This is a genomic window from Paenibacillus phoenicis (genome assembly GCF_034718895.1).
Lineage (GTDB): Bacteria > Bacillota > Bacilli > Paenibacillales > Paenibacillaceae > Fontibacillus > Fontibacillus phoenicis.
This window is the reverse complement of the sequence record NZ_JAYERP010000001.1, coordinates 872,166-897,123: the sequence shown is the minus strand read 5'-3', so window position 1 is coordinate 897,123 and position 24,958 is coordinate 872,166. Positions and strand designations below refer to the sequence as shown.

At 53.1% G+C, this 24,958-nt stretch carries 24 protein-coding genes; 6 read left to right on the top strand and 18 right to left on the bottom strand.

Going from position 1 to position 24,958, the window contains the following annotated elements:
* Positions 1–17: 17 nt before the first annotated feature.
* Entirely contained in the window at positions 18–1,430 is a 1,413-nt protein-coding gene (locus U9M73_RS04205; RefSeq protein ID WP_323076408.1) for an MFS transporter, read from the bottom strand.
* A gap of 135 nt (positions 1,431–1,565) precedes the next feature.
* Between U9M73_RS04205 and U9M73_RS04200 the strand changes: the two genes are divergently transcribed.
* Complete coding sequence (locus U9M73_RS04200; protein ID WP_260071719.1) at positions 1,566–2,447, top strand: LysR family transcriptional regulator; 882 nt, start codon at positions 1,566–1,568, stop codon at positions 2,445–2,447.
* A gap of 297 nt (positions 2,448–2,744) precedes the next feature.
* Here the strand turns inward: U9M73_RS04200 and U9M73_RS04195 are convergent, their stop codons facing one another.
* Both U9M73_RS04195 and fabF read right to left on the bottom strand, forming a co-directional pair.
* Positions 2,745–3,872, bottom strand: a complete 1,128-nt coding sequence (locus U9M73_RS04195) for a DUF4349 domain-containing protein (RefSeq protein WP_323076406.1) — start codon at positions 3,870–3,872, stop codon at positions 2,745–2,747.
* Positions 3,873–4,058: 186 nt separating this feature from the next.
* Positions 4,059–5,297, bottom strand: coding sequence for a beta-ketoacyl-ACP synthase II (gene fabF / locus U9M73_RS04190; protein WP_323076405.1), 1,239 nt, complete (start codon positions 5,295–5,297; stop codon positions 4,059–4,061).
* Positions 5,298–5,702: 405 nt separating this feature from the next.
* Here fabF and U9M73_RS04185 point away from each other — a divergent pair, with 405 nt between their 5' ends.
* The 3 genes from U9M73_RS04185 to U9M73_RS04175 all read left to right on the top strand — a co-directional run bounded on the left by U9M73_RS04185 (position 5,703) and on the right by U9M73_RS04175 (position 9,151).
* Positions 5,703–6,947, top strand: coding sequence for an IS110 family RNA-guided transposase (locus U9M73_RS04185; RefSeq protein ID WP_016310842.1), 1,245 nt, complete (start codon positions 5,703–5,705; stop codon positions 6,945–6,947).
* 302 nt (positions 6,948–7,249) lie between these two features.
* Complete coding sequence (locus tag U9M73_RS04180; RefSeq protein ID WP_323076404.1) at positions 7,250–8,101, top strand: helix-turn-helix transcriptional regulator; 852 nt, start codon at positions 7,250–7,252, stop codon at positions 8,099–8,101.
* A gap of 84 nt (positions 8,102–8,185) precedes the next feature.
* Positions 8,186–9,151: an iron-hydroxamate ABC transporter substrate-binding protein gene (locus tag U9M73_RS04175; protein ID WP_009222924.1), complete on the top strand. Its 966-nt coding sequence runs from the start codon at positions 8,186–8,188 to the stop codon at positions 9,149–9,151.
* Between the two features lie 72 nt (positions 9,152–9,223).
* On the opposite strand, the gene U9M73_RS04170 is transcribed toward U9M73_RS04175, so the two are convergent.
* From U9M73_RS04170 to U9M73_RS04120, 11 genes are all read right to left on the bottom strand, one after another.
* Entirely contained in the window at positions 9,224–12,022 is a 2,799-nt protein-coding gene (locus U9M73_RS04170) for a glycoside hydrolase family 3 N-terminal domain-containing protein (protein ID WP_323076403.1), read from the bottom strand.
* 124 nt (positions 12,023–12,146) lie between these two features.
* Positions 12,147–12,461, bottom strand: coding sequence for a hypothetical protein (locus tag U9M73_RS04165; protein WP_009222922.1), 315 nt, complete (start codon positions 12,459–12,461; stop codon positions 12,147–12,149).
* Positions 12,462–12,499: 38 nt separating this feature from the next.
* Positions 12,500–13,126, bottom strand: coding sequence for an NUDIX hydrolase (locus tag U9M73_RS04160; RefSeq protein ID WP_323076402.1), 627 nt, complete (start codon positions 13,124–13,126; stop codon positions 12,500–12,502).
* Positions 13,127–13,152: 26 nt separating this feature from the next.
* On the bottom strand, positions 13,153–13,944 hold the full coding sequence (locus U9M73_RS04155; protein ID WP_323076401.1) for a lipid II flippase Amj family protein: 792 nt from the start codon (positions 13,942–13,944) through the stop codon (positions 13,153–13,155).
* A 27-nt stretch (positions 13,945–13,971) separates the two neighbouring features.
* On the bottom strand, positions 13,972–14,199 hold the full coding sequence (locus U9M73_RS04150) for a hypothetical protein (protein ID WP_323076400.1): 228 nt from the start codon (positions 14,197–14,199) through the stop codon (positions 13,972–13,974).
* Positions 14,200–14,220: 21 nt separating this feature from the next.
* Positions 14,221–14,727 (bottom strand): GNAT family N-acetyltransferase, encoded by a 507-nt coding sequence (locus U9M73_RS04145; protein WP_009222918.1) that lies wholly within the window; start codon positions 14,725–14,727, stop codon positions 14,221–14,223.
* Positions 14,728–15,321: 594 nt separating this feature from the next.
* On the bottom strand, positions 15,322–15,843 hold the full coding sequence (locus U9M73_RS04140; protein WP_323076399.1) for an HXXEE domain-containing protein: 522 nt from the start codon (positions 15,841–15,843) through the stop codon (positions 15,322–15,324).
* Between the two features lie 12 nt (positions 15,844–15,855).
* Positions 15,856–16,365 (bottom strand): GNAT family N-acetyltransferase, encoded by a 510-nt coding sequence (locus U9M73_RS04135; RefSeq protein WP_009222916.1) that lies wholly within the window; start codon positions 16,363–16,365, stop codon positions 15,856–15,858.
* Positions 16,366–16,404: 39 nt separating this feature from the next.
* Entirely contained in the window at positions 16,405–17,142 is a 738-nt protein-coding gene (locus tag U9M73_RS04130; protein WP_323076398.1) for a sulfite exporter TauE/SafE family protein, read from the bottom strand.
* Between the two features lie 175 nt (positions 17,143–17,317).
* A complete protein-coding gene (locus tag U9M73_RS04125; RefSeq protein ID WP_323076397.1) occupies positions 17,318–18,790 on the bottom strand; it encodes an amino acid permease in 1,473 nt (490 codons plus the stop codon).
* An 87-nt stretch (positions 18,791–18,877) separates the two neighbouring features.
* Positions 18,878–19,786, bottom strand: a complete 909-nt coding sequence (locus tag U9M73_RS04120) for a LysR family transcriptional regulator (protein ID WP_260071866.1) — start codon at positions 19,784–19,786, stop codon at positions 18,878–18,880.
* A gap of 116 nt (positions 19,787–19,902) precedes the next feature.
* Here U9M73_RS04120 and U9M73_RS04115 point away from each other — a divergent pair, with 116 nt between their 5' ends.
* Positions 19,903–21,183 (top strand): APC family permease, encoded by a 1,281-nt coding sequence (locus U9M73_RS04115; RefSeq protein WP_009222912.1) that lies wholly within the window; start codon positions 19,903–19,905, stop codon positions 21,181–21,183.
* Between the two features lie 62 nt (positions 21,184–21,245).
* Here the strand turns inward: U9M73_RS04115 and U9M73_RS04110 are convergent, their stop codons facing one another.
* On the bottom strand, positions 21,246–21,668 hold the full coding sequence (locus U9M73_RS04110; RefSeq protein WP_009222911.1) for an NUDIX hydrolase: 423 nt from the start codon (positions 21,666–21,668) through the stop codon (positions 21,246–21,248).
* A gap of 2 nt (positions 21,669–21,670) precedes the next feature.
* Positions 21,671–22,066, bottom strand: a complete 396-nt coding sequence (locus U9M73_RS04105) for a zinc ribbon domain-containing protein (RefSeq protein ID WP_083791395.1) — start codon at positions 22,064–22,066, stop codon at positions 21,671–21,673.
* Between the two features lie 405 nt (positions 22,067–22,471).
* On the opposite strand from U9M73_RS04105, the gene U9M73_RS04100 reads away from it, so the two are divergent.
* Positions 22,472–23,716, top strand: coding sequence for an IS110 family RNA-guided transposase (locus U9M73_RS04100; RefSeq protein WP_016310842.1), 1,245 nt, complete (start codon positions 22,472–22,474; stop codon positions 23,714–23,716).
* A gap of 175 nt (positions 23,717–23,891) precedes the next feature.
* Here the strand turns inward: U9M73_RS04100 and U9M73_RS04095 are convergent, their stop codons facing one another.
* Together U9M73_RS04095 and U9M73_RS04090 are read right to left on the bottom strand one after the other, a co-directional pair.
* Positions 23,892–24,398, bottom strand: coding sequence for a GNAT family N-acetyltransferase (locus U9M73_RS04095; protein WP_323076394.1), 507 nt, complete (start codon positions 24,396–24,398; stop codon positions 23,892–23,894).
* 17 nt (positions 24,399–24,415) lie between these two features.
* Positions 24,416–24,922: a cupin domain-containing protein gene (locus tag U9M73_RS04090; RefSeq protein ID WP_323076392.1), complete on the bottom strand. Its 507-nt coding sequence runs from the start codon at positions 24,920–24,922 to the stop codon at positions 24,416–24,418.
* Positions 24,923–24,958 lie beyond the last annotated feature (36 nt).

The following is a 24,958-nucleotide window of genomic DNA, read 5'->3' as shown; positions in this document are numbered from 1 at the left end:
ATATGGATATTTGTGATTTATTCATGCTTTGCCACACGGATTCCGTCACTCAGCAAAGACTTCGTCGCACCTCCAAATTGCCGAGCATAATAACGGTAGAACAGCAGGATGCCGATATGCAGCAGCGCCAAAACCAGAGCGACATTGGAATACACGGCGGAACCCTCAAATGGATTTAGCGGATTCCAATGTGACGTCGCTCCGAAATCCACAGCTTTGCCGTAAAGGCTGATCGCGACCGTACCGGACAAAAAGCTCAGCATGGACAGCATCCCCATGCCTACCCCTGTCTGCTCCTTCGGCAAGGTGCGGGATATCGTGTTCGACAACGCTAACTGCATGAACATCTGTCCCACATTCCCAAGAATCAGAATCGCGGCAACCCAACCCGCCGATGCCCCGGACACCCCGGAGTAGAGAAAGAAGCAACTAATGAGCAACGACGACGCCAGATAAAACACAAAGGCATTGCCCTTGGTGTCCGCCAGCCTGCCTCCTTTGCGGCCAAGGATGGCCGATGCGGCAGCTCCCGGCACCATCGCAAATCCAATCCAGCCAGCAGGAAGCCGGTTCACCTCAGCCAGCAGCTGCGGCGTGAGAAACGGCAGCGCATACCCGATCCCCATAACCAGCGCCGACAGCAGGAGACCAAACGAATAGCTTTTATTCCGAAAAAGCCGCGGATTCACAAACGGCTGCTGGGCACGGAGAATGCGCCAAACAAACAGGAGAAACCCGATGAAGCTGCCCAAATACAACTCCCATCCCCCATAGGTCACCCCAAGCAACAACAGGGTAACTGTACCGGCAAGCAAGCCTCCGCCAAGCCAGTCGATTTGGACGGATTGAAGCGGTTCATCGCTGAGGTACTTCCGATAAAACGGCAACATCACCAGCATCAGCATCGGCACGCAGAATAACCATCTCCAGTCGACCACACTCACTAGCAGCGCGGAGACGACAGGCCCAAGCACACCGCCGATCGCAAGTCCTGTAGCGGTAATTCCGAGCGCGTATCCGCGACGTCCGGCCGGGAAATACCGCACCGGAATAATCATCGCCGCAGCAGGCACTACAGAGGCTCCCGCAGATTGCAGCGTACGGCCCAGCAAGACCATCCAATACGCCTGCGCCGAAAGTCCAATGAGCGAACCTACGCAGAACAGAAGAAATCCAAACGTCAGCAGCTTTTTCAACGAAAAAGCATCGGCCAATTTCCCATAGATCACCGCACCGATGGCATAAATCAGTCCATAAATCGTTGTTACCCAGCTGACCTGAGTCACGGACAAGCCAAATTCCTCTTTCATATCCGGAAGTACGATATTAAAAAGCGTGGCGCCCATGGATGACAAAGTCATCGTAAACGCCAAAATGCGGATCAGCTTCTCACTCGCAGCAGACGTACCGGTAGAAACAGCATTTTTCATCGCAATCTCCTCCTATCGATCTCCTCACAAGTTATTGTATGATTGAATAATAATAATGAAAAATATATATTAAATTATAGATTCATAAACTTAAGGTTATCGATTCAGAGTAAATCTAAAGGAGTTGGCATCGACATGGAGATGCTGCAATTGGAATATTTTCGCACTGTCGCTCGTTTGGAGCATATGACCCGTGCTGCCCAAGAGCTGCATATTGCCCAGCCTGCGCTCAGCAAGACGATCTCCAGGCTTGAGGAGGACCTGGGGGTCCCGCTGTTTGATCGGCAAAATCGTCAAATTCGGCTCAACGCCTTTGGCAAAGCCTTCTTGAAAAAAGTAGAGGCCGCGCTGGATGTCCTGGAGGAGGGGCGCCGTGAGGTGGCGGATCTGGCGGGAATGGAGCGCGGCAGCATTCATTTGGCCACCAATACGCTGGGGCGGATTACGTCCGCACTGAGGGCTTTTCGCGAAGTCTATCCGGAGGTCAACTTCCGGATTCTCCAGACGTCCCCCGCATCCGCTGCGGAGATGATTCAGCTGCTGGAGTCCGGCGAGGTGGATCTGTGCTTCACCGCTTCCTCACTGGATTATCCCGGGGTGTGTGAACAGCCGGTGCTGAATGCCGAAGTCTTCTTAGCTGTACCGCCCGGCCACCGGCTGGCAGATAGAGAAAACATCCGCCTCGAAGACGTGGCGGACGAATCTTTCATTGAATATAAAACGGGGCATCCGTTTCACAAAATCAACGAGTCGTTTTGCCATGCCGCCGGCTTCCGTCCGCGCATCGTGTGCGAGGTCGATGAACCCAGCGCGTTGGGCAGCCTCGTTCAAGCCGGATTAGGCGTTGCCTTCATGCCGGCCTGCCGGAAGGATGAACGCCCAGCCTACCCGATGCTGCGAATCGAAAGCCCGGATTGCCGGCGGGTCTACTCCGTTGCTTGGCTGGAACGCCGTTATTTGTCTGAAGCGGCGCGGCGCTTCCGTGAGTTTTTAAGCGAATACTTCAGTGAGGCTTAAATCTTGTGATTACCGGTTGCTGCTGAGCGGCGTCCGCTTCAGCATATAGGCGCCGGCCAACGCCACGGTTGCTAGCGGCAAATACTTGATGTCTCTCAGGAGTTATAGATAATCTCTCAGCATCCATCTTCAAACCTTTCACTTCCGCGTTTTGTTCCGTTATCTTAACATAGAACGAAATTGAATTCGTTTAAGTTTAGTTTAAGATGAAGTAAATTGGATCCAGTCCCACACAAAAAAATAAGCGCTAAGGACTTTTTTTTTCCTTGGGCTTACTTTTTTATTCGTTTCTTGAATTTAATGTTCCTCCGGGTGATCCACATGACCCACATCCTCTTGTTTTTCCTCTGTACTGGAGGTAGGCATCGTTTCCCGTTGCGGCGAGGTCGCTTTGGAAGCCTTAAGCTCAGCACGGCGGCGTTCGCGCTGCTCCCGGTTCTTCCGGCGCTTGATCCAGATCGGGATGACGATAAGGGCGGCAATGACAAGCGGCGGCAGCGCCCCTGCTGCGAATACGACAAGCCACTGGAAGAAGAGCGACAAGACGTCGATGCTGCCGGTCAAGGCTTTTTTCATCCGTTCCAGCAAGGGCGTATCATCGCTGGATGCCGCTGTCAGCTTCGACGGATCCGGCTGGAAGACGCGGATATCAATCGTTGAATAGGACACATTGCTGTCGAGGTACCGCATTCTCCCTTTAATTTGCTCGATCTCCGTTTGAATCCGCTCCAGCTCATTAACGTATTCAACCAGTTGCTTGGTCTGGGTCGCTTCCTCGACGAATTTCAGGTACCGTGCTTCCATCGCTTGTTTGACCTTTAATCGGGATTCCAGATCAACATACTCCTCCGAGACATCCTGTCCTTGGATGTTCCGCTGCAACGACTCGGGCTTTAATCCCTCCAGCCGGTCCAGGAACGAGGAGAAGCCAGCCGCCGGTACTTTGAGTACAAAGTTGCCGCCAAGCTCGTGCTGCGATTGGTTCTCGGAAAATTCTACGATGTAGCCGCCCGCCAGCGTCACCAGATTGCGGATCTCCGATTGTGCCTTGGCGTAGTCCTTCACTTCCATCACGACGTGTGCCCGGTAGATCAGCTTGCGGTTGAGCCCGGCATCGGTACTAGCTTGCTGAAATCCCGACGTGGAGTTCACCGCCTCGCTGTCGTTCCCCACATTCCCAGCCGCCGCTGAATCCGGTGCGACAGAGCCGGTCGCGGGTGCTGTGGCCACATCAGTTGCAGTCTCAGCAGCGCCTGCTCCATCCATTTCGGTTTCCGCCCAGCTGCTTGCTTGATTCATCGCTTCTTTAGAAGCCGACGAATTCGAGGCAACGTCATTGCTTGCACTCCCGCAACCGCTAAGCAGCAGAGGCAGAAGCATAATGATAACGCCCCAAACCGTTATCTTTTTTCCCCTTTTCCCCATCAATATGCCCCCCTGTGGTTTCAGATTTCAAGACTTCCGCACGATGCCGGCTTTGTCGGATTCATCTGTATTTCATCCTGCGGCGTCCCTTACCTATCCTAACGCGTAAGGGCTACCTAATGTTGCCTGACCTGTGAAATAAAAATAAACCGTCCCGCATCGACGGGACGGTTGGTTGGGTTGAACTTATTCCTCATATTTACGCACGACGATCACGGCGTTATGTCCGCCGAATCCAAATGAGTTGGATAACCCGATCTTAAGCTCGGCCCGGCGCGCCTCATTGGGCACGTAATCGAGATCACATTCCGGATCGGGGTTCATCAGATTGATCGTCGGCGGGATGATGCCTTCCTTCAGCGTTTGGACCAGGGCGATAGCTTCCGCGCCGCCAGCCGCACCAAACATATGGCCGGTCATCGATTTGTTAGCCGTAATCGGAATGCGATGGGCGTATTTGCCAAACGCCTTTTTGATCCCCTTCGTCTCCCCAAGATCGCCGACCGGGGTGCTTGTCGCATGGGCGCTGATCACATCAACCTGCTCCGGCGTGATCCCCGCCGAGGTGAGCGCTCGTCTCATCGCCAGATAGGCGCCTGCGCCTTCGGGATGCGAAGCGACCACGTGGTAGGCATCGGAGCTTGCAACGTAGCCGATCAACTCGCCGTGAATGCGTGCTCCCCGGCGTAATGCGTGCGACAGCGACTCGAGTACCACGATCCCGGCGCCTTCGCCCATCACGAAGCCATCGCGGTCCGCGTCAAACGGCCGGCTGGCTTGCTCCGGAGCTTCGTTCCGCTTGGAGAGCGCGGTTGCATTGCCAAAGCTGGCCAGCGCAAGCGGATGCACCGCCGCTTCGGTTCCGCCGGCGATCATCACATCGGCTTCGCCGCTGCGGATCAGCCGGAACGCCTCGCCGATCGACGAATTGCCGATCGAGCAAGCCGTAACCGGAGACAGCGTCTCGCCTAACGCGCCGAAACGGATGCTGATCTGAGCAGCCGCCATATTGGAGATCATCATCGGCACCAGACTCGGGCTCACCCGGTTAGGTCCGCGATTTTCGAGCACTTTAACGTTTTCCGCCAACGTTTCAATCCCGCCGATGCCCGAGCCGACATACACGCCAAAGCGCTCGCGGTCGATCAGCTCCGGATTGAGATCGGCGTCCTGAACTGCCTGTTCTGCGGCGAACAACGCGTATTGGCAGAAGAGATCCATTTTGCGGGCTTCCTTTCGCCCGAAGATTGCCTCGCCGTCAAACCCTCGAACCTGCCCGGCGATCTTGGTGCTAAAATCCGTAACGTCAAAACGTTCGATCTGCGATATCCCGGAGCGTCCTTCTTTTAACCCTTGCCAAAATGTATCTACATCATTGCCCAGCGGGGATACAATACCCATTCCGGTAATAACCACTCGTTCCATAAAACATCCTCCTCGTATAGTATCTTTAAAAAGCTCTTTTAGGTTCATTTCCATCCCCCCGGGGGATGGAAAACAGCCTCCAAATTTCCAGCTTGTTCTTTGAAAATTCCATCAGGGACTGGACTTTCCGGTATGCCTCTGGACAATGGAACGTAGGGTCCATTCGGGGAAATCCTTCTGCCTCCAGTAGCATCGTCTACTCCTTAAGTCTGTTTCTCCGGTACGCGTCTGAGCTTCTTACCCGCTGGCTGTTCCCTTCGGCATCCCATGCCCGGTTTTAGCAGATCCGGGGCAGCTCATGGCCCGAAGTGTGTCCTCATACGCGAGGGTGATAGATCTGCGCGTGCGCCGGAGGCATCCCGGAGCGTCCATTCCCTGAATCCCTAGCGAAAGGAGGAATTTCACTTGAAGCTTTTTGTCGGTATTGACGTGAGCTCGCAAGAGCTCGAAGCGTGTTTCATGAACGCTGACGGTGACAAGCTTGAGACACTCACCGTCAAAAACAATTTGAATGGCGCCTCGCACTTGCGTGACCAAATCGTCGCTGCAGCGGACAAGTTGGCCGTCACCGAGATTCACATCGGCTTGGAAGCCACTTCCGTCTACAGCTGGCACCCTGCCATGTACCTGCATCAGGATCCAGCGCTTCGAGAGCGCAAGGCCAAGGTGTTCACCTTGAACCCCAAGCTCATCAGCAAGTTCAGAGAAGCCTATGCGGATATGGACAAGACCGACCGGCTCGACGCCTGGGTCATTGCGGATCGCCTGCGCTTCGGCCGCCTGACGACCACCATCGTCATGCAGGAGCAGTATGTCGCCCTTCAACGCCTCACGCGCATGCGTTTCCACTTGGTCCATAACTTGGCTCGCGAGAAGCAGTACTTCTTGCAGAACCTGTTCTACAAGTGCAATGCGTTTACAACCGAGGTCGACAGCTCCGTGTTTGGCCATGCGCTCATGGAGATGCTCTCCGAGAAGTTCAGCCTCGATGACATCGCCGAGATGGACGTGGCCGATCTGGCCGACTATCTGCGGGACAAGGGACGCAATCGTTTCCCCGATCCCGAGCGGGTCGCCCGCTGCATTCAGCAAGCTGCCCGCGCCTCCTATCGGCTGTCCAAGGTCGTGGAGGATTCGATTGACCTGGTGCTCGGCACCTCCATCGAATCCATCCGCAGCATCCAGAAGCAGCTCAAGGATCTCGACAAAGCGATCGAGCGGGTCCTCGACGGCATTCAAGGCGCTCAGTGCTTGCTGTCAGTGCCCGGCATCGGCAAAGTCTATGCAGCCGGTCTGCTCGGCGAACTCGGCGATATTGAACGGTTCAAGGATCAAGCCGCCGTCGCCAAGTACGCGGGTCTGACGTGGCGCAGGCACCAGTCCGGCGTCTTCGAGGCGGAGGACACCGCCCGCATCAAATCCGGCAACCGATTCCTGCGCTACTACCTCGTTGAAGCTGCCAACTCGGTTAGGATGCGCGATGAAGAATTCGGTGAATATTACCGGAAGAAGTATCACGAAGTGCCCAAGAATCAACACAAACGCGCCCTCGTCTTAACGGCAAGAAAACTCGTGCGTCTGGTCGATGTGCTGCTACGCAGCGGCCAACTCTACACGCCTCGAAGGAAGGTGAATAGCGCCAAGGATTAACGCCTCCTTTGCCTTAGTCCTTCACGAATTCCCAGTAAAAATCTGGTATCTGACATGGTTTTTGGCTGGGTTTGGTTTGATGCGCCCTTTTTTCGTGACTCCGCGCTCAACAGGCACGGGAAATTTCCAATTCGATTAAATCAACAGCTTGACATCATACCGCTGGACTTTAGGCATTTCATATGCAGGAAGTACAATCTGTCGTAATCTATTGTAGCTGCAGATTATCCTATTACAAGTTTTTAGTTATCCTAGTATAATGGGTAACATATTAAGCCATGATTCAGGGAGGATCTCCGCGGATGAGCACGGAACCGAGATTAGAAGCCTTATCGAAATTTTTAAAAACGCAACGCGCCAAGCTGCATCCCCATACCGTAGGCCTTCCGGCAGGCTCCCGCCGGCGAACGCCCGGCCTGCGCCGCGAGGAGGTCGCCCAGCTCGCCGGGGTGAGCACGACATGGTATACCTGGCTGGAACAAGGCCGGGATATCAAGGTATCCTCCTCCGTTCTGGACGCGGTCGCCGGAGCGCTTAGACTAAACGCCGACGAACGCAAGTACCTGTTTGACTTGGCGTCCGACAGCGGCTTTCATCCCGATTGGGTTGAGAAGGAGCCGGTAATTCCCCCGTCGCTCCATAAAATTTTGCAAGAGCTGAAATATTGCCCGACGATCATCTCCGACCGCCACTGCCATATCGTAGGCTGGAATCCTGCCGCTGCCCAGGTGTTTGTGGACTTCGAGCAAATCCCAGAGCAGGATCGCAACTTGATCTACCTGCTGTTCGCCAAGAAAGAACTGCGCAGCCTGGCCGTGAACTGGCCTCATTTCGTCAGGGGGTTCCTGGCTATCTTTCGCGCGTATTACGGACAATACGTTGCCGACCCTTGGTATTCACAATTTATCGACCGGATGTCACGGCAATACCCGGATTTCCAAGAGCTATGGAACCAGAGTGAGGTCAGCGCGGCTCCGGAGGTCATGATCGAATTCCGCCATGCCAAAGCCGGAAAAATGCTGTTTAATTTAACCTCACTTCAGGTTCAGGGGGATGCCGATTTGCGCTGCAGCGTGTATACCCCAATCGAAGGAACCGCAACCGAATCGAAGCTTAAGAAATTGCTAGAAGATACCTTTAAGAATGAGTATTGACAAACCGTGAAGAAATTCGTATTGTGGTTCATAGTGTGATAGTGAGAATCATTATCATAAATATGTGAACAAGGAGAATCACTCATGAAGAAGCTGTTTATTCCCCTTATTTTAGCCTTCACGGTTTTGGCTGGTGCTTGCGGCAATGAGACAGCACAGCAGAATTCTGCGGCAAACAACTCATCAGAGACCAATCAGACGAGCGGAAACGACTCCGCGGGGGCGGAGACGGCTTCCGGTACGGTTACATATCAATCGGAGAACGGTCCGATCGAAATTCCTGCCAATCCAAAGCGCATCGTGGCTCTGACGTACGCTCCAAACGTCGTGGCCCTGGGAGGATCGCTGGTTGGCGTTGATACCTGGACGATGAATAACCCGCTGTTTACCGAGAAATTAAAGGACGTCGCCGTCGTGTCCGAAGACAATCCGGAGCAAATCTTCGCTTTGGAGCCGGACCTGATCATTGCCGGATCGCATATGAAGAATCTCGATAAACTAAGCGAAATCGCTCCAACGATCATTTATACATGGGGCAAGCTGGACTATTTAGCCCAGCAAGTAGAAATCGGGAAAGTGCTCAACAAGGAGGCAGAAGCCCAAGCTTGGGTTGAAGATTTTACGAAGCGGGCCAAAGCCGTAGGCGAAGAGATCAAAGCCAAGATCGGCAAAGACGCCACCGTGTCTGTGTTTGAATATGATACGAAGAACTTCTATGTATTTGGGGACAACTGGGCCCGCGGAACGGAACTGCTGTATCAGATGATGGAGCTGAACATGCCGGAAAAAGCCAAACAAGATGCGTTGGGTCCGGGCTACTACACCTTATCAAACGAAATCATTCCTGAGTATGCTGGAGATTACATCGTACTGAGCCAGAACAAAGAAGCCCAAAACGAGTTCTTGCAATCCAATACGTGGAAAAATATCCCGGCCGTCAAGAACGGTCACGTAATCGAAATCGATACCGCAGCTTCTACCTACAGCGATCCGATTACGCTGGAGTATTTGCTGGAAATCTTTAAGGACGGATTCCTCTCGATGCCTTAAAGCTTAACTGGACCAAAATTAAAAAGGATGTGCCCCGCTGTGATGCAGAAGGGCACATCCCTTTTTTATGGGTTAAATAAACTCGATCCAGCCGATCTCCAGCCCCGGCTTGATATAATCAAACTTCAGCTCGTAATCGCCTTCCGTCAGCTCGATCCGGAGCTGCTTCTGCGTGACCCACTTGCCAAACGTACCGTTCGTCTGTACCGTGGTCAGCAGTTCTCCGTTCAGCAGCAGATTGCAGGCCGACTGCGACAGGTTCATCGCTTCGTAACGGATATGCGCTGTAACAGTGTACACCCCAGCTTCCTGAACCTTCACCACCGCAGTTCCGGCATCCGCCATAACCTTAGCGCTTTGCGAATGGGACAGCGTATATACGTCCGTTCCTTCGCCAGCAACCGGCAGATCACCTTGAACAGCCTTGATCAGGCGGACTTCGTCAACCGGTTTCGGTTCCCGCGCTAATGCAGGCACATTCAGTAAAAATCGGCAAATGTTCATGGCACACCGTTGCAGTTCGCCAACCGTCAAGGTGCCGTTAGCCAAGGCTTCCAGCGTATTATCCCCCAGCGAATTGATTTCCGCACCATTGTTGTTAACGACCATATATAGATCGTTTTGCGCGCGTACCATAAAGGACGTGTTCTTCGCGTCGGCCGGACCGCCTTCAACGCAGTCGTTCATAACCGCCCACCAGTCCGTCATGACAATGCCCTGATATCCCCATTCATTCCGGAGAATGGTCGTATTCAGATCATAGTTGGATGCCGCCCAATGCCCGTTCACCGGGTTATAGGAAGTCATGATCGACGAGGCTTCCCCTTCTTTGACCGCCATTTCGAAGCCTTTGAGATAAATCTCGCGCAACGCCCGTTCCGAAACGACCGTATCCACTTTCGAACGCGCCTTCTCCTGGTTATTGCCGGCAAAATGCTTCACGGTTGCGGACGAACCGCCCTTCTTGATGCCCCGCGTCACCGCCGACGCAAAGCAGCCCGTCAAATAAGGGTCCTCGGAAAAATACTCGAAGTTTCGCCCATTTAACGGATGGCGATGGATGTTAATCCCCGGGCCCAGCAAGGTGTCGATTTCATTTTGCAGCAGCTCTTGGCCCTCCAGCACATATAACGACTCTACGAGGTCAACATCCCAGCTGGATGCAAGCAACGTTCCGATTGGCAGCTGAGTCGCCTTCAAGCCGCTGTCCATGCGGATGCCGGAAGGACCGTCGGCGCTACAAGCCACCGGGATTCCGTATTCCAACAAGTTCTCCCCCACCCCGCCAAAAGCGGAAGCCGTTCCAGGTGTAACCTTCGGACTGCTCATGCCTTCGCCGCGTACAATCGTAGCCAGGTCCGCATCGCTCAGTTGGGCGACAAACTCCTCCAAGCTCGCTTTGCCGGCTTGAACGTCCTTTAATTTAATTCCGCGGTTCCCCGTTTGCGGATAGGCTTCCGGCAGTCTGCTTTCGATGCGTTCCTTCAGCGAAATGGTGCGCTGCGGCACTGCCTCCCGGACGATCTCATACGTCCCATCCGATTTCCGGCTTCCTGGTTTAATCCGGGAAAAACGTTCCGTAGGAGCCGCAGCTTCCTCCAACTGCTCCACAACCACCAGTTCAGCCAAATGGTAGGCAGCTTTCCCGTCCACCGTTACCCGCTCCGTATTTCGGATGCTGTTGCCTACATGAAGCTCATAATTGCCAGCTTCCAGCACGTAACAGGATTTATGCCCGGTATAGCCGCCATCGTCATAGGACGCCATCCGCCGTACCGGCAGTTGCAGGGTCAGCACATCGGTCTCGCCAGGCTGAAGCAGCTTCGTTTTCGCGAACGCTCCAAGCGCCCGGGCCGGTTTGCCCAATACGCCTTGCGGTGCTTCATAATACAACTGAATTACTTCTTTCCCGCTAAAATCCGATCCGGTATTCGTTACCGCCACTTGGACCTCCAGCCGGGCATCTGTACCCGCTCCTTCGAGCTTCACGCCTTGCACCTTCCAGGCAAAGGAGGTATAGGAGAGCCCGTATCCAAACGGAAACAGGACCTTGTCCGGACAAAACGTTTCAAAGTAACGATAACCGACATAAATATCTTCCTCATAGAGGTTCCGTTCTTCACTGCCGAAGTTGGCTGTGGACGGATAATCCTCAATGTGATAAGCGATCGTGTCCGGCAGTTTACCGCTTGGCGTGACATCCCCCGAGAGCAGGTCAGCCACGGCATGACCGCCAATCATCCCGCCCTGCCATACGAACATCACTGCCCGAATCCGGCCTTGGTGAATCGGATCGTTGATCCAGCTCATATCGATGACATTGGCCACATTCATCAACACAGCCACCTGATCGAAATGCCGGGTAACCGTTTCCAGATTCAGCCGCTCCTGTTCCGTTAACCGATAGCTTCCTTCGGTATCGGCGTTATCCTTATCCTCGCCGGCCGTCCGGCCGATGATGACGATCGCCTTGTTTGAAGCTTGCTTCGCTTGCGCTACGATTTCGTCGGTTAGCGGCATTTCCTTCTGGCACCAAGGCTCCGCAGCCCAACCGCCGCCGCCGTTATCAAACGGATTCTCGGAAATCCATTGCTCATATTGCTTCGCCAGCTGTTCATTCACTTGGATGCGAGGATTCGCCCGGAGTCCGTCCAAAATGCTGACGACATAAGGGACGTTCACCGCACCGCCAGAGCCTGTCCCGCTGCGATAGTAATCAATTTGGCATCTTCCGAAAACGGATACAATTTCATGCTCTCGAATCGGAAGCATAGCGTTTTCATTTTTTAGCAGGACGCCGCCTTCAGCTGCCGCGATTCTGCTATACTCGGCAAATCCTTCCAAAGGAACGCCTAACACCGATTTGCTCATCTCTCTGCTCTCTCCTATCCGTTAGTAGATCCCAACCCGGGATGCATCAATAGTAGTCCTAGCTTCTACTATACCAAAACCAACGTGAGGTTGGATAGGAAAACGTACATCTTGCCATGCAAAATTAAGCAAAAAGATTCGCATAAATAAATATTCCGAGATAAGGAATCACCCATAATAACGGCAGCAGATTCCACCAAACTGCCTGTTTGTACTTGCCCTTGGCGAAATAAGTCCAGCCCAGGATCAGCGCGAGCAGCAGACCACCAGGATAAGCCTGAAGATAAGCGAATAATGCTCGCATTCCTAGGTGAACCTCACCGGAATCATGAAAGAGATACGCGGAAATGCCAAGCACAATCAACCATGCCACGGAGAACATCGCATAAATGAGCTGCGACACAATCAGAAAGATTAAGGTTTTTCGTTTAGGAGTCATGGGGTGAAACCCGCCTTCCGTTCAGGAATCGCCTAACGTTAGTCAAACCATACTTCGGTGCTGTGCCGCAAATCAAACAGGCGTTGAATCTGTTTGGGCGTATTTCGTTCAAGCGATAAAGACGGAAGCTCGTCACGACCGAAAAATCCGACCTCCAACGTCTCCATTCCGGCTTCCGCTTGACCTCCGACCCTCTCGCACAAAATAAATATTTTGTAGATATGGTACGCCTCCGGAGGATGATCGTGGAATTTCTTGTCCAACACCGCCAGCAACCGCACAGGAACGACGGTGAGACCGGCCTCCTCCTTCACTTCCTTAACCGCGACTTCTTTGGGCGAAAGACCGATATCGGCCCAACCTCCAGGCAATGCCCACGCCCCGTCAACCCGTTCCCGGACGAGTAGAATCCGGTCATCCTGGAACACTACGCCGCGCACATCAACCTTTGGGGTGGCATAGCCGGTTTCGCCTGCGAACAGCGTTTTAACCTTCTCCGTCTCGACTTCGGTATAACGGCTGAGAATTTCCACGCTAAGCCCACGCAACATCTCAAAGCGTTCAAGATCGTACATATCTTTGGAATAAGCCAGCCCGGCCTGACTGATGGCCTGAATTTGCTTTGCCCACTCCAGCCATTGCAGCTTCGGAATCGAGTCCGACATCCTATCGCAACCTTTCGGGTAGAAGTCTAAATCCACTGCACCACCATAGCAATCATATATGCAGCAGGGAAGATGATGAGTTGTGCCGCTAATGTTCCGAGAAATCTGGCGCCCATCAACATAATATAGATCCTCCCCAGCTGCTGTCGGGACTCCTCCTCATGCATCGCCCGATCGGTAATGAGCCCCAATTGCGGATCGATGAAGATCGTCAGCAGAATCGTAGCGATACCGTTAATGATGCCGGAAGCCTGCGAAGCGGTTGTACTCAGCTCCGGCACCAGATAAGCAGCATACAAAGAAGCCAACACGCCAACAGTATAGAAGGCAGTCACCGCGATATTCAGCAAAATAAACCGTTTCGGAACCCCCAGCAAACGATACGAACGGAGGCGAAGGGTTGGTTTACGAAAATGATGCCTGACGTTTTTGAGCTGGGTGATTGTCACGCTCGTTACGAGCTTGGGCAAGGACCCGGTGACCTCCAGCTTCGCGATCACACGTCCAAACAGATTCACACAAGTCGGAAACAGAAGCATCGCCAATAGAGTTCCGACAGAACCAGCGAGCAGAATGATCCGCAAGTAGTTCATGACTTGGAAATCCGGGTGCAGCTTGGAATAATCAATGAATTTGGCGGTCATCGGCGACTGAATCAGATTGGCCGTTCTGGAGACGAGCACAACAATGCCTGTCAAGGACAGCGCCACGGCAATTTTGTTCAGTTTCACACCGGCATAGCGTATAGAATACGACAGCGTCTCCGCCGCATGAATAATCATGGTTAGGACGCACACGATTACCAGATAGGTGGTCACTTTACTTCCCTCTCCAACTAACTTCCACTATTTTTCGTTGCCGTGTTTAAAATGCCCCGTGGCTTTCGCCATGATCAGTTGGACTTCTTTAGGAGTCGCCGCGCTCTGGATACGCGTGATAAACTTCTCCGCTTCTTTCCCCGAGAGTGTGGTGACCCTGCACCCATTCCAAGAAATGAACACTTTTCGGTTTTTCGTCATCTCATAAGAAAAAGTCTCTTCATCCAAACGATTGCGTTTATCTACGTTTCCCAAACCAGGGCCTCCAAATTAAAGTTAAATTTTTTTCACATACTTGGCCATCAACGTACGATAATCGAACAGAACTTCTTCTTTTTCTTCGGTATATACAAATCCATTGGATTTATAAAAGAGCGTGCCGATGTCGTTCTCACGTTCACACCAGGCGTAAATTTCTTTAATTAACGGGTTCAGACGAATCAACTCATTAAGCAATTTCTTGCCGATGCCCTTGCGCTGATGCTCTTTTAAGATATAAAGTCGAGTCAGTTCACTAACCCCTTCATCATCCGCTTCCGTTAGTTGGCCGAACCCGACGATCTCCCCTTCCCATTCCGCGACCAGAAACTTCCGCGCGGCTTGCGCTTCGTCCAGCGTAATGCTTTGCTCCAAGCTGCTTTTCGCATAGGCGTGGGTTAAATACGTGGCGATAAAATGCTCCGGATAAATCGTTTCATAGGTACTGTTCCAGGTTTCCACAGCTACCTCGCGAATGCCGTCGATGTCGTTCAGTGTTGCCGGACGGATCAGCAGTGAATCCATCAGCTTCAATCCTTTCTGTTTCGTAAATAACGGGACCCAGCTTCGGATATGGACCTATCTCCAGCCGGGTCGTATATCAAAAACGCTTCACTATAAAAATTACTTCTTACAAAAACTATGATACACTGACCTCAACCGAGAAAGCTACCCCTATTCATGAAATCGCTTTCTTTATTACCAATGTAATCGGCAAAGCCTTGTCTGATGCGTTTCCAAGCTAAATTTCATCGCCAAGGAATAGACGAATGTTGTCAGTTTCACAAACCATATATATAAGAACAAAGGACTGAACTTGAAGAAAAGCTGGTTTCTAGACTTAACACAGGTATGAAGAACACGTACTACGCTTAAGTGATGATTCCCATGAACAAAAATAGGAGGCGATCAACTTGCTGGTGAACAGCGTGAATTGGCGGGAATAGCCTTTCATCGTATCCCGCGTATGCTCATGATGAACATGAGCCGTTCCGTCCCATTCGGGTTGGTGTTACGGTGCTGACGGAAAGCGGGCCGTCTCCTTCGTTCAAGCGAATGTTGATGGTGGACGGGGAGCGTGTCGGGAAGGGGGGGTGGCCCTTCTTGGTGAGAGAGAGTCTAGGATTTTACCCAGCGCTTCCCCAACTCATGCCCGGCCAGCACCATGGGCACAACCAGCAGGCCTACCGGGAGGCTGAGCAGGATTTCTCCACAAGTCACTACTTTTTCCGAAAGTAAGCGGTTAAACAGCAGTAACGAATAAGGCAGCACAATAAGGACAGCAGTGACGACGCCCGGGGTGTACATTTTCAGATACAACGATTGGGCGACATGGGTAAACACATGCAAGAAGAATAACGTATTAAACGCCAGAAAAATAAAGTACCTCCCCTGCTCCGCCGCTATCAGCGTAAACGGAACAAAAACGATAAATTCCAGGAGCACGGCTACGGCGAATTGACTGCTAGTGATGTCCAGCATCTGGGTTAACGAGCGCTTCAGGCTCGCCGGGACGGCGGCCACCACCTTCTGGCGATTCCGCTTCGCCCAAGGTCCTACCCAGATAATCTCCTCCATGTCGTGAATCACAAACACCACGAGAAACAGCCAAACCAGAGACGAAAGGCTGATATGGCTCATTTGTGGCACCTCCTATTCAACAAGACTCCAACCGATTGCAATTTCGCGTTTCACCTCGTTGCCGATCTGGATCTCTTTGCTGCTAAAGGGTTTGCCCCCCATGCGAAGGTAAAAGTCAATTGATGGGTTACCCTCCAAAACCCAAGCCATCATCGATGTATTACCTTTGCTGCGCAGGTGATTGATGATATGGTTCAGCAGTTGCTGTCCTAGACCCATTCCTTGGTATTCTTTGAGAATATAGATGGAGTAAAGTTCCCCTTCATAACCTAATTCAGCTTCCCGACATTTCCCACCGTGGGCAAAGGCAACAACGCAATCTCCATCTTTGCCTACTACGATTCTATCGTCATCCTGAAGTGAGGCGAAGATGTCTAACCATAGCTTGACTCGACGTTCTTGGGTGATTGGGTCGAGAAATTCATCAGCAATTAACCCTCGGTATGTGGTTTTCCAGCTTTCAATATGAACGTGTGCAATACCTTCGATGTCCCGCTCTACCGCCTGCTCCAGCCTAATCACGGTCTATCCCCCCTTTTCATAAACCATAATCCAACTAACTCACCCCATCAAAACACCGATGATCGTCCAGACGCCGGAAGCGGCGATCAGCCACAGGGCGATGCGCTTAAACCGCTGCTCGTTGAGCTTCTTCAGCGCACGTATGCCAACGAATACGCCAACCAGCATACTGGGCACGAACCACGCCGTATAATGAAGCGTCTCCGGGGTCAGCAATCCCCCATACAGATAGGTTAAGATCGTCATAATGTTCAGGAAAATGCCGTACACCGAAATATTGGCCCGAAACGTCTCCTTGCCTACGCCCTGATTGGATAAAAACAAAGCAACCGGCGGGCCGCTCATCGAGATGCTGCCGTTCAGCAGCCCGCTCGCTGCACCGACGGGCAGGTAGGCCAATCGGTCCCGCTTGATCGGAAACGTCTTGCCTGCCAGCTGCAGTGCAGCTACAAGGACGATGACTACACCCGTTGCCAGCTTTAAGATGTCCGCACTCAGAAACAGCAAGAGATACGTCCCCAGCGGAGCCGCCAGCAGACTGGAGAGGATCAGGAGCCATATCTTGCGAATATCAGCGTGTTTGTAGCAACCGGCAAATACGATCCCATTGGTGCAAAGACTCAATATCACGATGATGGGTACGGTTTGCTGCAGCGGGATGATCTGACCCAGAATCGGCGTCGCAATCAGCGCAAATCCAAAGCTCGTCAGCCCTTGGGTAAATCCAGCAACAAAGATAACGATGACTCCAAGCAAGATAAGAACGGACAACTCCATGATCACAGGCTCCTTTTGGGGTAAAAAACTTTCACTAGTTATGCTTCGTCTACTTTACCACCATCGACCATTTCTTTCTATGCTCCATCTCTGGATTCGGTCGAATCACTCCCCAAAAAAAGACCTCCCCCGAAAAGAATCGGAGCAGGTCTTGGATCATAAGCGGCCTATGCTGTTAATTTTTCTTTTTCGTCACGGTCGTCGAGTCCGATGCTTCATCCGCCATCTCCCGAACATCGCGATTACCGGTGATCTCCTCGGCCGCTTCCATCAGCGGCGCAGGAATCGGGCGTTGACCGGACGCAGCCGGTACTCGATTCCGTCTCTCTTTCACCCAGTATATCCCGGCGAGCAGCGCAGTTAATCCTAATCCAACCACCAAACCAGTTCCTTGTCCGGAAATAAAGGGCATGCTCACAATGATAGCGACCATGCCGATAAGACCAACCCAGGACGTATACGGGAAACCCGGAAGCTGACATGCAGCTTCCGGAGAGCAAGGCGTTACACGCCGCCAGCGATAGTGGGAGGCCAAAATGATAAAGTAGGAGAACAACAGCGAAAATCCGCCGCAGCTGACTAGAAAGAGGTACACCTGCTGAGGCAGCAGGTACCCCATCGCCAAGCCGAGCAGCATGGCGGCTCCCGAGAACAGGATGCCCTTGTACGGGATATCATGTCGGTCTTTAAGCCATGCGGGGGCGTGGCCTTCCGCGGCCAGCGAACGCAGCATCCGGGCAAGCCCAAACGTCGAAGCCAGCATGGTGGACAGAATCGCCGTAATCATCACGATATTAATCAGTGTCCCGGCCCATCCCATTCCCCAGCGGGTTAAGGCTAAAACTAACGGGCTTTGGTCCGCAACCATTCCCTGTGTCGGATACAACATCAGAATCACGGCGATCGCGGCGATATAGAGGGCGAGCAAACTGATCAGGGTCATATTAATCGCCCGGGGAATCGTCTTTTTCGGGTTCTCCACCTCGGAAGCGGCTAAGCCGATCACCTCAAATCCCGAATAGCTGAACATCACGATAAGCATACTGCCTGCAATCCCTGCAATCCCGCCGGGAAACCACGCTTCGCTTCGCAGCTCGCCTAACCCAGCGGCCGGAGTCCCCGGAATCCAGCCCGCAATCAAGGCCAGGCCAATGACGATGAACCCGACGATGGCCAGCAGCTTCACCGCCGCCAGACCGCTCTCAAGCTTGCTCAGATAATCGGCCCCAAGCAAATTAAGCAGCGTGATCCCCACGATGATGAGCATGCCCATCGCGACCTCCGGAAAGTTCGGAAACCATTCCCTGAGAAAGGTGGACGCCGCGATCGATTCACTGGACATCGCCAGAATCAAGCCCACCCAATATACCCAACCGGTAATAAAGCCAATCCCACGGCCAAAGCTCCGCTCCGCATACGTCCGGAACGAGCCCGGCACCGGGTCAGCCGCCGTCATTTCCGAGAGGGCATAGAGAATGATGTATACCAGCAATCCGCCCAGAATAAACGATATCAAAATGCTGGGACCCGCTGCTTTAATCGCCACGCTGGAACCGAGAAAAAACGAACCTCCGACAATCGTCCCCAGCCCCAGCATCGTTAAGTGAAACGTCGAGATTCCTTTTTCGCCAGCCTTGCCATTGCCCATAAGCCAAGCCTCCCTCAAGCTCTTAGTAAACTATAGGGAGTATTGGCGAAAATTAACGAAATTATGTTGTATAACCTTATGTCAGGACTACAAAGCGGCTTCTTCCCGCCATCGCTCCGCTTGTTCCCGAATCATCAAGACGAATTGCTCCAACGCAGGGGATCGCCACTTCTTCCGGTGTAATGCCAACTGCGTCGCCACCCGCTGCGATTCGTCATTCCAATTCAGCTTCACCAGCTTGCCTTCCGCAAGCTCACTGCGCACGGTGACCAGCGGTAAGAAGGAGACTCCCAGCCCGGACATCACGCACTGTTTGATCGCTTCGATGCTCCAGAACTCCAAATTCGGGTCGGGAAAAACACCATGGCTGTTCAAGTAACGCTCAAATAAAGTTCGATAAGAGCAGCCGCTTTCGGTGTGCAGGATCGTCTGATCCTTCAGTTGATCCGGCACAACCTCTGCTTCATGGCTTAACGGATGGTCGGCCGGAGCTACCAACGCCATCGGTTCATGAACCAGCGTTTCGATCTGCAAATCCCGATCTTCCACCTCCGGTTGCAGCAGGAAGGCCACGTCCAGTTCCCCCGAACGCACCAAATCCCTTAATTCCCAGCATTGACCGGGCTTAAGCACGATCTGCACCAGGGGGTAACGTTGCCGGTAATGACGAATCACCTCCGGCAATCGGAACGCGGCCAGGGATTCCGGTGCGCCGATTTTAAGAGATCCTGCCATTTCGGCCGCGGGGTGCAGCGCATTTTTGGCCATTTCGTGGATTTTGGCGATCTCCTGCGCGTAAGGAAGCAGCCGCCGGCCCGCATCAGTCAAGACGATTTTTCTGCCGATTCGATCGAACAACGGCAAGCCGATTTCTGCCTCCAAAGCCTGAATCTGCGCCGTCACACTGGACTGCGCATAATCCAGCTGCTGGGCAGCCCGGGTAAAGCTGCCGGCCTCAACCACCACCAAAAATGTAAACAAATGACGCGATTCCATACGTTCATCCTCTCCCATCGGAAATTCGAATGGATTAAATTCGATAATTCTGTTTTTTCTATTGATCTATTATCTGATACGCTAGAAAAAAACACAACGAAAGCAGGAATCGCTTCATGAAACAAACAAGCAGCAAACTCCAAAAAGGAATTGGCCTGCCGCAGGCTATCGCTTTATACATCGGCGCTGTACTGGGCTCTGGTGTGCTCATCGTACCGGGCCTGGCGGCGGAGATGGCCGGACCGGCCTCCCTGCTCGCATGGGGATTCATGACATTGCTAATCTTACCGATGGCATTGTCGATGGGCCTCCTGTCAGCCAAATATCCAAATGCCGGGGGCGTGTCTCACTTCGTCACATTGGCTTATGGAGATAAGGCGGGGACACTGGTCGGCTGGTTTTTCCTCATGTCGGTGCCGATTGGTGCCCCGGTCGCCGCATTAACTGGTGCCGGGTATTTAACCGCTGCGCTGGGTTGGGGAGAAGGAGCCAAGCTGGCCGTTGCTGCGGCGATGCTGGCTGCCGGCCTGTTGATGAACTGGATCGGCATGCAGCTTGCCGGCAAAATCCAGATCGCGGTCGTCATCGCCATCGCCGCTGTATTAATCTTTGCTTTCGGAGCCGCGCTGCCAAGGATGGAAAGCAACCATTTCACCCCGTTTATGCCAAATGGTTGGCTCAGCGTGGGTCAGGCGGCTTCCATGCTGTTCTGGTGCTTTATTGGCTGGGAGGCGGTATCGCACTTGTCCGAGGAGTTTAAGGATCCGCAAAAAGCGGCGATCAAAGGAGTGACCGCCGCTGCGATTATCGTAGGGATCTTATATTTTCTATCTGCGCTGGCCACGGTTGGCACGCAAAGCTACCTGAAAGGCGGCTCGGAGTCTTCGATGGTCTGGATCATCAGCCAGCCGCTGGGCTCCTGGGGCGGCATTGTCGCGGGGGTCACCGGGTTGTTCATTTGCATGGCCGGAATCATCGCTTATACCGGAGCCGCTGCTCGGGTGGCTTACGCGATGTCCCGCGAAGGAAACGCCCCGAAATGGTGGAACTCGTTGTCTCCTCGGTTTCATACGCCAACGGGTTCGCTCTTGTTTCTGATGTTCTGCTTTACGGCAGTCATGCTGCTTTACGGTACCGGGACGGTCTCTCTAAGCACGCTGATCCAGTTTCCGAACGCGACTTTTATTCTGACGTACATGGGCGGCTGCGCTGCGGGAATTCGTCTCCTCAAAGGCAGCCGAACCGGCGTTGTTCTCAGCTGGATTTCGTTTGCGGCTACAGCCGTCGTATTTCCGTTCACCGGTTGGGCCATGCTCTACCCGCTACTTATTGCGCTGCTGTTTCTCGTGATCCAGCTGCGCTTCAGCCGGCGGAAGGCAACTTCACTGGATGCCTAATTTGAGACGGTCGGGACGAGGCTGCGGCAGGACAGCATCCTGTCTGTCCATCGCAGCCTTGCTCATATCCGCCCCTCATCGAAATAGGTGACTTCCACCCCTTTTGCCACGATGGAGCTAATCCCTTTCGGATAATATGGCATCAGTTCGTCCGCGCGCTCCACGTCGACCCATGCGATGTCCAAAATCTCGTCCGGACGGGTGATCTCAAGCTCGCCACCCGTAATTTCCGCCCGGAACGTCAGCAGGATGACATGCTCCTCGTTGTCCATATGTACGAATTCATTGACGGCCACGATCCCGTGCACCTCGACATCCAGCCCTGTCTCCTCTTTCCCTTCGCGGATCGCCGCCATCTGCAGCGTTTCGCCAGGCTCAACCGCCCCTCCAGGCAGCGTCCAGGCTTCATTTTCATTTTGCACCATGAGCACCTTGGTTCTCGTCTCATCGGGAATTAACAGATATACGACATCCGTTCGTTTCATCGTTAGCCTCCAAATAATAAGTCCAATATCGTCGAAAATTTACCCGATGGCTGTCCCCGAAGCACATCCGGATCGTAGATTTCCACATGACCGCAGTTCAGGCAGGAGACGAATAAATAATGGTTATGCTGAATGTCCATCAGTTTACTTAAGCCGGTACCGGTCATGGCCACTTCTTTCACCGCAGCTTCCTGGTTTCCACACTTGCTGCATTTGAACCGACGCTTCAGCACCTCTTCCAAATCGAAGTAATCCCCAACCCGAGGAGGGTCAACAGGATCGCCCGATACCGGTCCGGGGAATCCTTCCAGATGCTCAGGCAGCACCTCATGTTTGCATTCAGGACAGACGTCACCAACCAATATGACCTGTTCTCCGCACCAAGGACACTGAATCATGCTTTCGCCTCCTCGTATAGTATCTTTAAAAAGCTCTTTTAGGTTCATTTCCATCCCCCCGGGGGATGGAAAACAGCCTCCAAATTTCCAGCTTGTTCTTTGAAAATTCCATCAGGGACTGGACTTTCCGGTATGCCTCTGGACAATGGAACGTAGGGTCCATTCGGGGAAATCCTTCTGCCTCCAGTAGCATCGTCTACTCCTTAAGTCTGTTTCTCCGGTACGCGTCTGAGCTTCTTACCCGCTGGCTGTTCCCTTCGGCATCCCATGCCCGGTTTTAGCAGATCCGGGGCAGCTCATGGCCCGAAGTGTGTCCTCATACGCGAGGGTGATAGATCTGCGCGTGCGCCGGAGGCATCCCGGAGCGTCCATTCCCTGAATCCCTAGCGAAAGGAGGAATTTCACTTGAAGCTTTTTGTCGGTATTGACGTGAGCTCGCAAGAGCTCGAAGCGTGTTTCATGAACGCTGACGGTGACAAGCTTGAGACACTCACCGTCAAAAACAATTTGAATGGCGCCTCGCACTTGCGTGACCAAATCGTCGCTGCAGCGGACAAGTTGGCCGTCACCGAGATTCACATCGGCTTGGAAGCCACTTCCGTCTACAGCTGGCACCCTGCCATGTACCTGCATCAGGATCCAGCGCTTCGAGAGCGCAAGGCCAAGGTGTTCACCTTGAACCCCAAGCTCATCAGCAAGTTCAGAGAAGCCTATGCGGATATGGACAAGACCGACCGGCTCGACGCCTGGGTCATTGCGGATCGCCTGCGCTTCGGCCGCCTGACGACCACCATCGTCATGCAGGAGCAGTATGTCGCCCTTCAACGCCTCACGCGCATGCGTTTCCACTTGGTCCATAACTTGGCTCGCGAGAAGCAGTACTTCTTGCAGAACCTGTTCTACAAGTGCAATGCGTTTACAACCGAGGTCGACAGCTCCGTGTTTGGCCATGCGCTCATGGAGATGCTCTCCGAGAAGTTCAGCCTCGATGACATCGCCGAGATGGACGTGGCCGATCTGGCCGACTATCTGCGGGACAAGGGACGCAATCGTTTCCCCGATCCCGAGCGGGTCGCCCGCTGCATTCAGCAAGCTGCCCGCGCCTCCTATCGGCTGTCCAAGGTCGTGGAGGATTCGATTGACCTGGTGCTCGGCACCTCCATCGAATCCATCCGCAGCATCCAGAAGCAGCTCAAGGATCTCGACAAAGCGATCGAGCGGGTCCTCGACGGCATTCAAGGCGCTCAGTGCTTGCTGTCAGTGCCCGGCATCGGCAAAGTCTATGCAGCCGGTCTGCTCGGCGAACTCGGCGATATTGAACGGTTCAAGGATCAAGCCGCCGTCGCCAAGTACGCGGGTCTGACGTGGCGCAGGCACCAGTCCGGCGTCTTCGAGGCGGAGGACACCGCCCGCATCAAATCCGGCAACCGATTCCTGCGCTACTACCTCGTTGAAGCTGCCAACTCGGTTAGGATGCGCGATGAAGAATTCGGTGAATATTACCGGAAGAAGTATCACGAAGTGCCCAAGAATCAACACAAACGCGCCCTCGTCTTAACGGCAAGAAAACTCGTGCGTCTGGTCGATGTGCTGCTACGCAGCGGCCAACTCTACACGCCTCGAAGGAAGGTGAATAGCGCCAAGGATTAACGCCTCCTTTGCCTTAGTCCTTCACGAATTCCCAGTAAAAATCTGGTATCTGACATGGTTTTTGGCTGGGTTTGGTTTGATGCGCCCTTTTTTCGTGACTCCGCGCTCAACAGGCACGGGAAATTTCCAATTCGATTAAATCAACAGCTTGACATCATACCGCTGGACTTAAGGATTAGGCCTCAAATATTTTGCCCATATAATACTCATCAACGTAGTTTCCATCCACTCGAATCGAATTTCGTTTGACGCCCTCGACTTCAAATCCCATTTTCTTGTACAGGGCAACGGCCCGTTCATTAGGGATCATCACCGTTAACTCGAACTTGGTGAGCTCCGTCTGCGCACGCCATGCCTCAGCTGCCTGGAATAAGCGTGTTCCTATCCCTTTGCCCGAGTAGGCTTGAGTGATGCCAACCACGATGTAACCCACATGCTTCGTTCGGTTTGCCTGCCCGCCAAACACGGCCAAATAACCCACCAACTGGCCTTGATCCTCCGCTACCAGAATCGTGGAGCCAACCTCGGACAGGATCGATTGAATCCGCTCCCGCTGTTCCTCAGCCGTCGTGGTACGTTCTCCCGGTTCATAGAGCATAAATTTCGTTTCTTGGTCCAGTTGCAGGCATAGTTTCAAAAAACGCTCAGCGTCATCCACTCGAATTTCTCTAATCTCAATCATCTAGATCTCTCCATTGGTTACTCATTCTCTTTCCCGTTCTCCTTCGCTCCCCACTTGGCGGCTACCTGATCCTCGCCTTTGAAATAATCGACTTGGCCGGCGCTCTCGTAAACTTCCTGGTAGGGTAAAATATTGATCTTCCCTGAATCAGGATATTCACAAACGTCCAGCCCCATGTTCGTTCGGATATCCAGGTACTTGCACGGCTTCTCCGTATGGTTAAACAGCTGGTGCGCCCCCGAGGGCCCCATTTCGAAGAACAAGATATCCCCGGCATGTACTTCCTGATGCCCTTCCGGCATCCGAAGCATCGCACTGCCTTCCAGAATGACGAAGAGTTCCTCCGCATTGCGATGAAAATGATAAGGAAAGGAGTACTTCCCCGGATCCAGCGAACGGATATCAAACGTCAAATGCTTGGAACCAGCCAGCTCCGCCAAGCGCTCGCTCGTATGCCAAGCGAACTCTGGAACGGGCGATTGCTTCTGATGGAACTTCACGCGGTCCGCAGAAAAAAGATGCATGATGATCCCCCCTTAATACAAAAATGCCCGGCCGCC

Excerpts from the sequence above, each read along its gene's own strand:
- U9M73_RS04205 (WP_323076408.1), bottom strand. The coding sequence starts at position 1,430 with ATGAAAAATGCTGTTTCTACCGGTACGTCTGCTGCGAGTGAGAAGCTG.
- U9M73_RS04200 (WP_260071719.1), top strand. The coding sequence starts at position 1,566 with ATGGAGATGCTGCAATTGGAATATTTTCGCACTGTCGCTCGTTTGGAG.
- U9M73_RS04195 (WP_323076406.1), bottom strand. The coding sequence starts at position 3,872 with ATGGGGAAAAGGGGAAAAAAGATAACGGTTTGGGGCGTTATCATTATG.
- fabF (WP_323076405.1), bottom strand. The coding sequence starts at position 5,297 with ATGGAACGAGTGGTTATTACCGGAATGGGTATTGTATCCCCGCTGGGC.
- U9M73_RS04180 (WP_323076404.1), top strand. The coding sequence starts at position 7,250 with ATGAGCACGGAACCGAGATTAGAAGCCTTATCGAAATTTTTAAAAACG.
- U9M73_RS04175 (WP_009222924.1), top strand. The coding sequence starts at position 8,186 with ATGAAGAAGCTGTTTATTCCCCTTATTTTAGCCTTCACGGTTTTGGCT.
- U9M73_RS04170 (WP_323076403.1), bottom strand. The coding sequence starts at position 12,022 with ATGAGCAAATCGGTGTTAGGCGTTCCTTTGGAAGGATTTGCCGAGTAT.
- U9M73_RS04165 (WP_009222922.1), bottom strand. The coding sequence starts at position 12,461 with ATGACTCCTAAACGAAAAACCTTAATCTTTCTGATTGTGTCGCAGCTC.
- U9M73_RS04160 (WP_323076402.1), bottom strand. The coding sequence starts at position 13,126 with ATGTCGGACTCGATTCCGAAGCTGCAATGGCTGGAGTGGGCAAAGCAA.
- U9M73_RS04145 (WP_009222918.1), bottom strand. The coding sequence starts at position 14,727 with ATGGATTCACTGCTGATCCGTCCGGCAACACTGAACGACATCGACGGC.
- U9M73_RS04140 (WP_323076399.1), bottom strand. The coding sequence starts at position 15,843 with ATGAGCCATATCAGCCTTTCGTCTCTGGTTTGGCTGTTTCTCGTGGTG.
- U9M73_RS04130 (WP_323076398.1), bottom strand. The coding sequence starts at position 17,142 with ATGGAGTTGTCCGTTCTTATCTTGCTTGGAGTCATCGTTATCTTTGTT.
- U9M73_RS04125 (WP_323076397.1), bottom strand. The coding sequence starts at position 18,790 with ATGGGCAATGGCAAGGCTGGCGAAAAAGGAATCTCGACGTTTCACTTA.
- U9M73_RS04120 (WP_260071866.1), bottom strand. The coding sequence starts at position 19,786 with ATGGAATCGCGTCATTTGTTTACATTTTTGGTGGTGGTTGAGGCCGGC.
- U9M73_RS04115 (WP_009222912.1), top strand. The coding sequence starts at position 19,903 with ATGAAACAAACAAGCAGCAAACTCCAAAAAGGAATTGGCCTGCCGCAG.
- U9M73_RS04110 (WP_009222911.1), bottom strand. The coding sequence starts at position 21,668 with ATGAAACGAACGGATGTCGTATATCTGTTAATTCCCGATGAGACGAGA.
- U9M73_RS04105 (WP_083791395.1), bottom strand. The coding sequence starts at position 22,066 with ATGATTCAGTGTCCTTGGTGCGGAGAACAGGTCATATTGGTTGGTGAC.
- U9M73_RS04095 (WP_323076394.1), bottom strand. The coding sequence starts at position 24,398 with ATGATTGAGATTAGAGAAATTCGAGTGGATGACGCTGAGCGTTTTTTG.
- U9M73_RS04090 (WP_323076392.1), bottom strand. The coding sequence starts at position 24,922 with ATGCATCTTTTTTCTGCGGACCGCGTGAAGTTCCATCAGAAGCAATCG.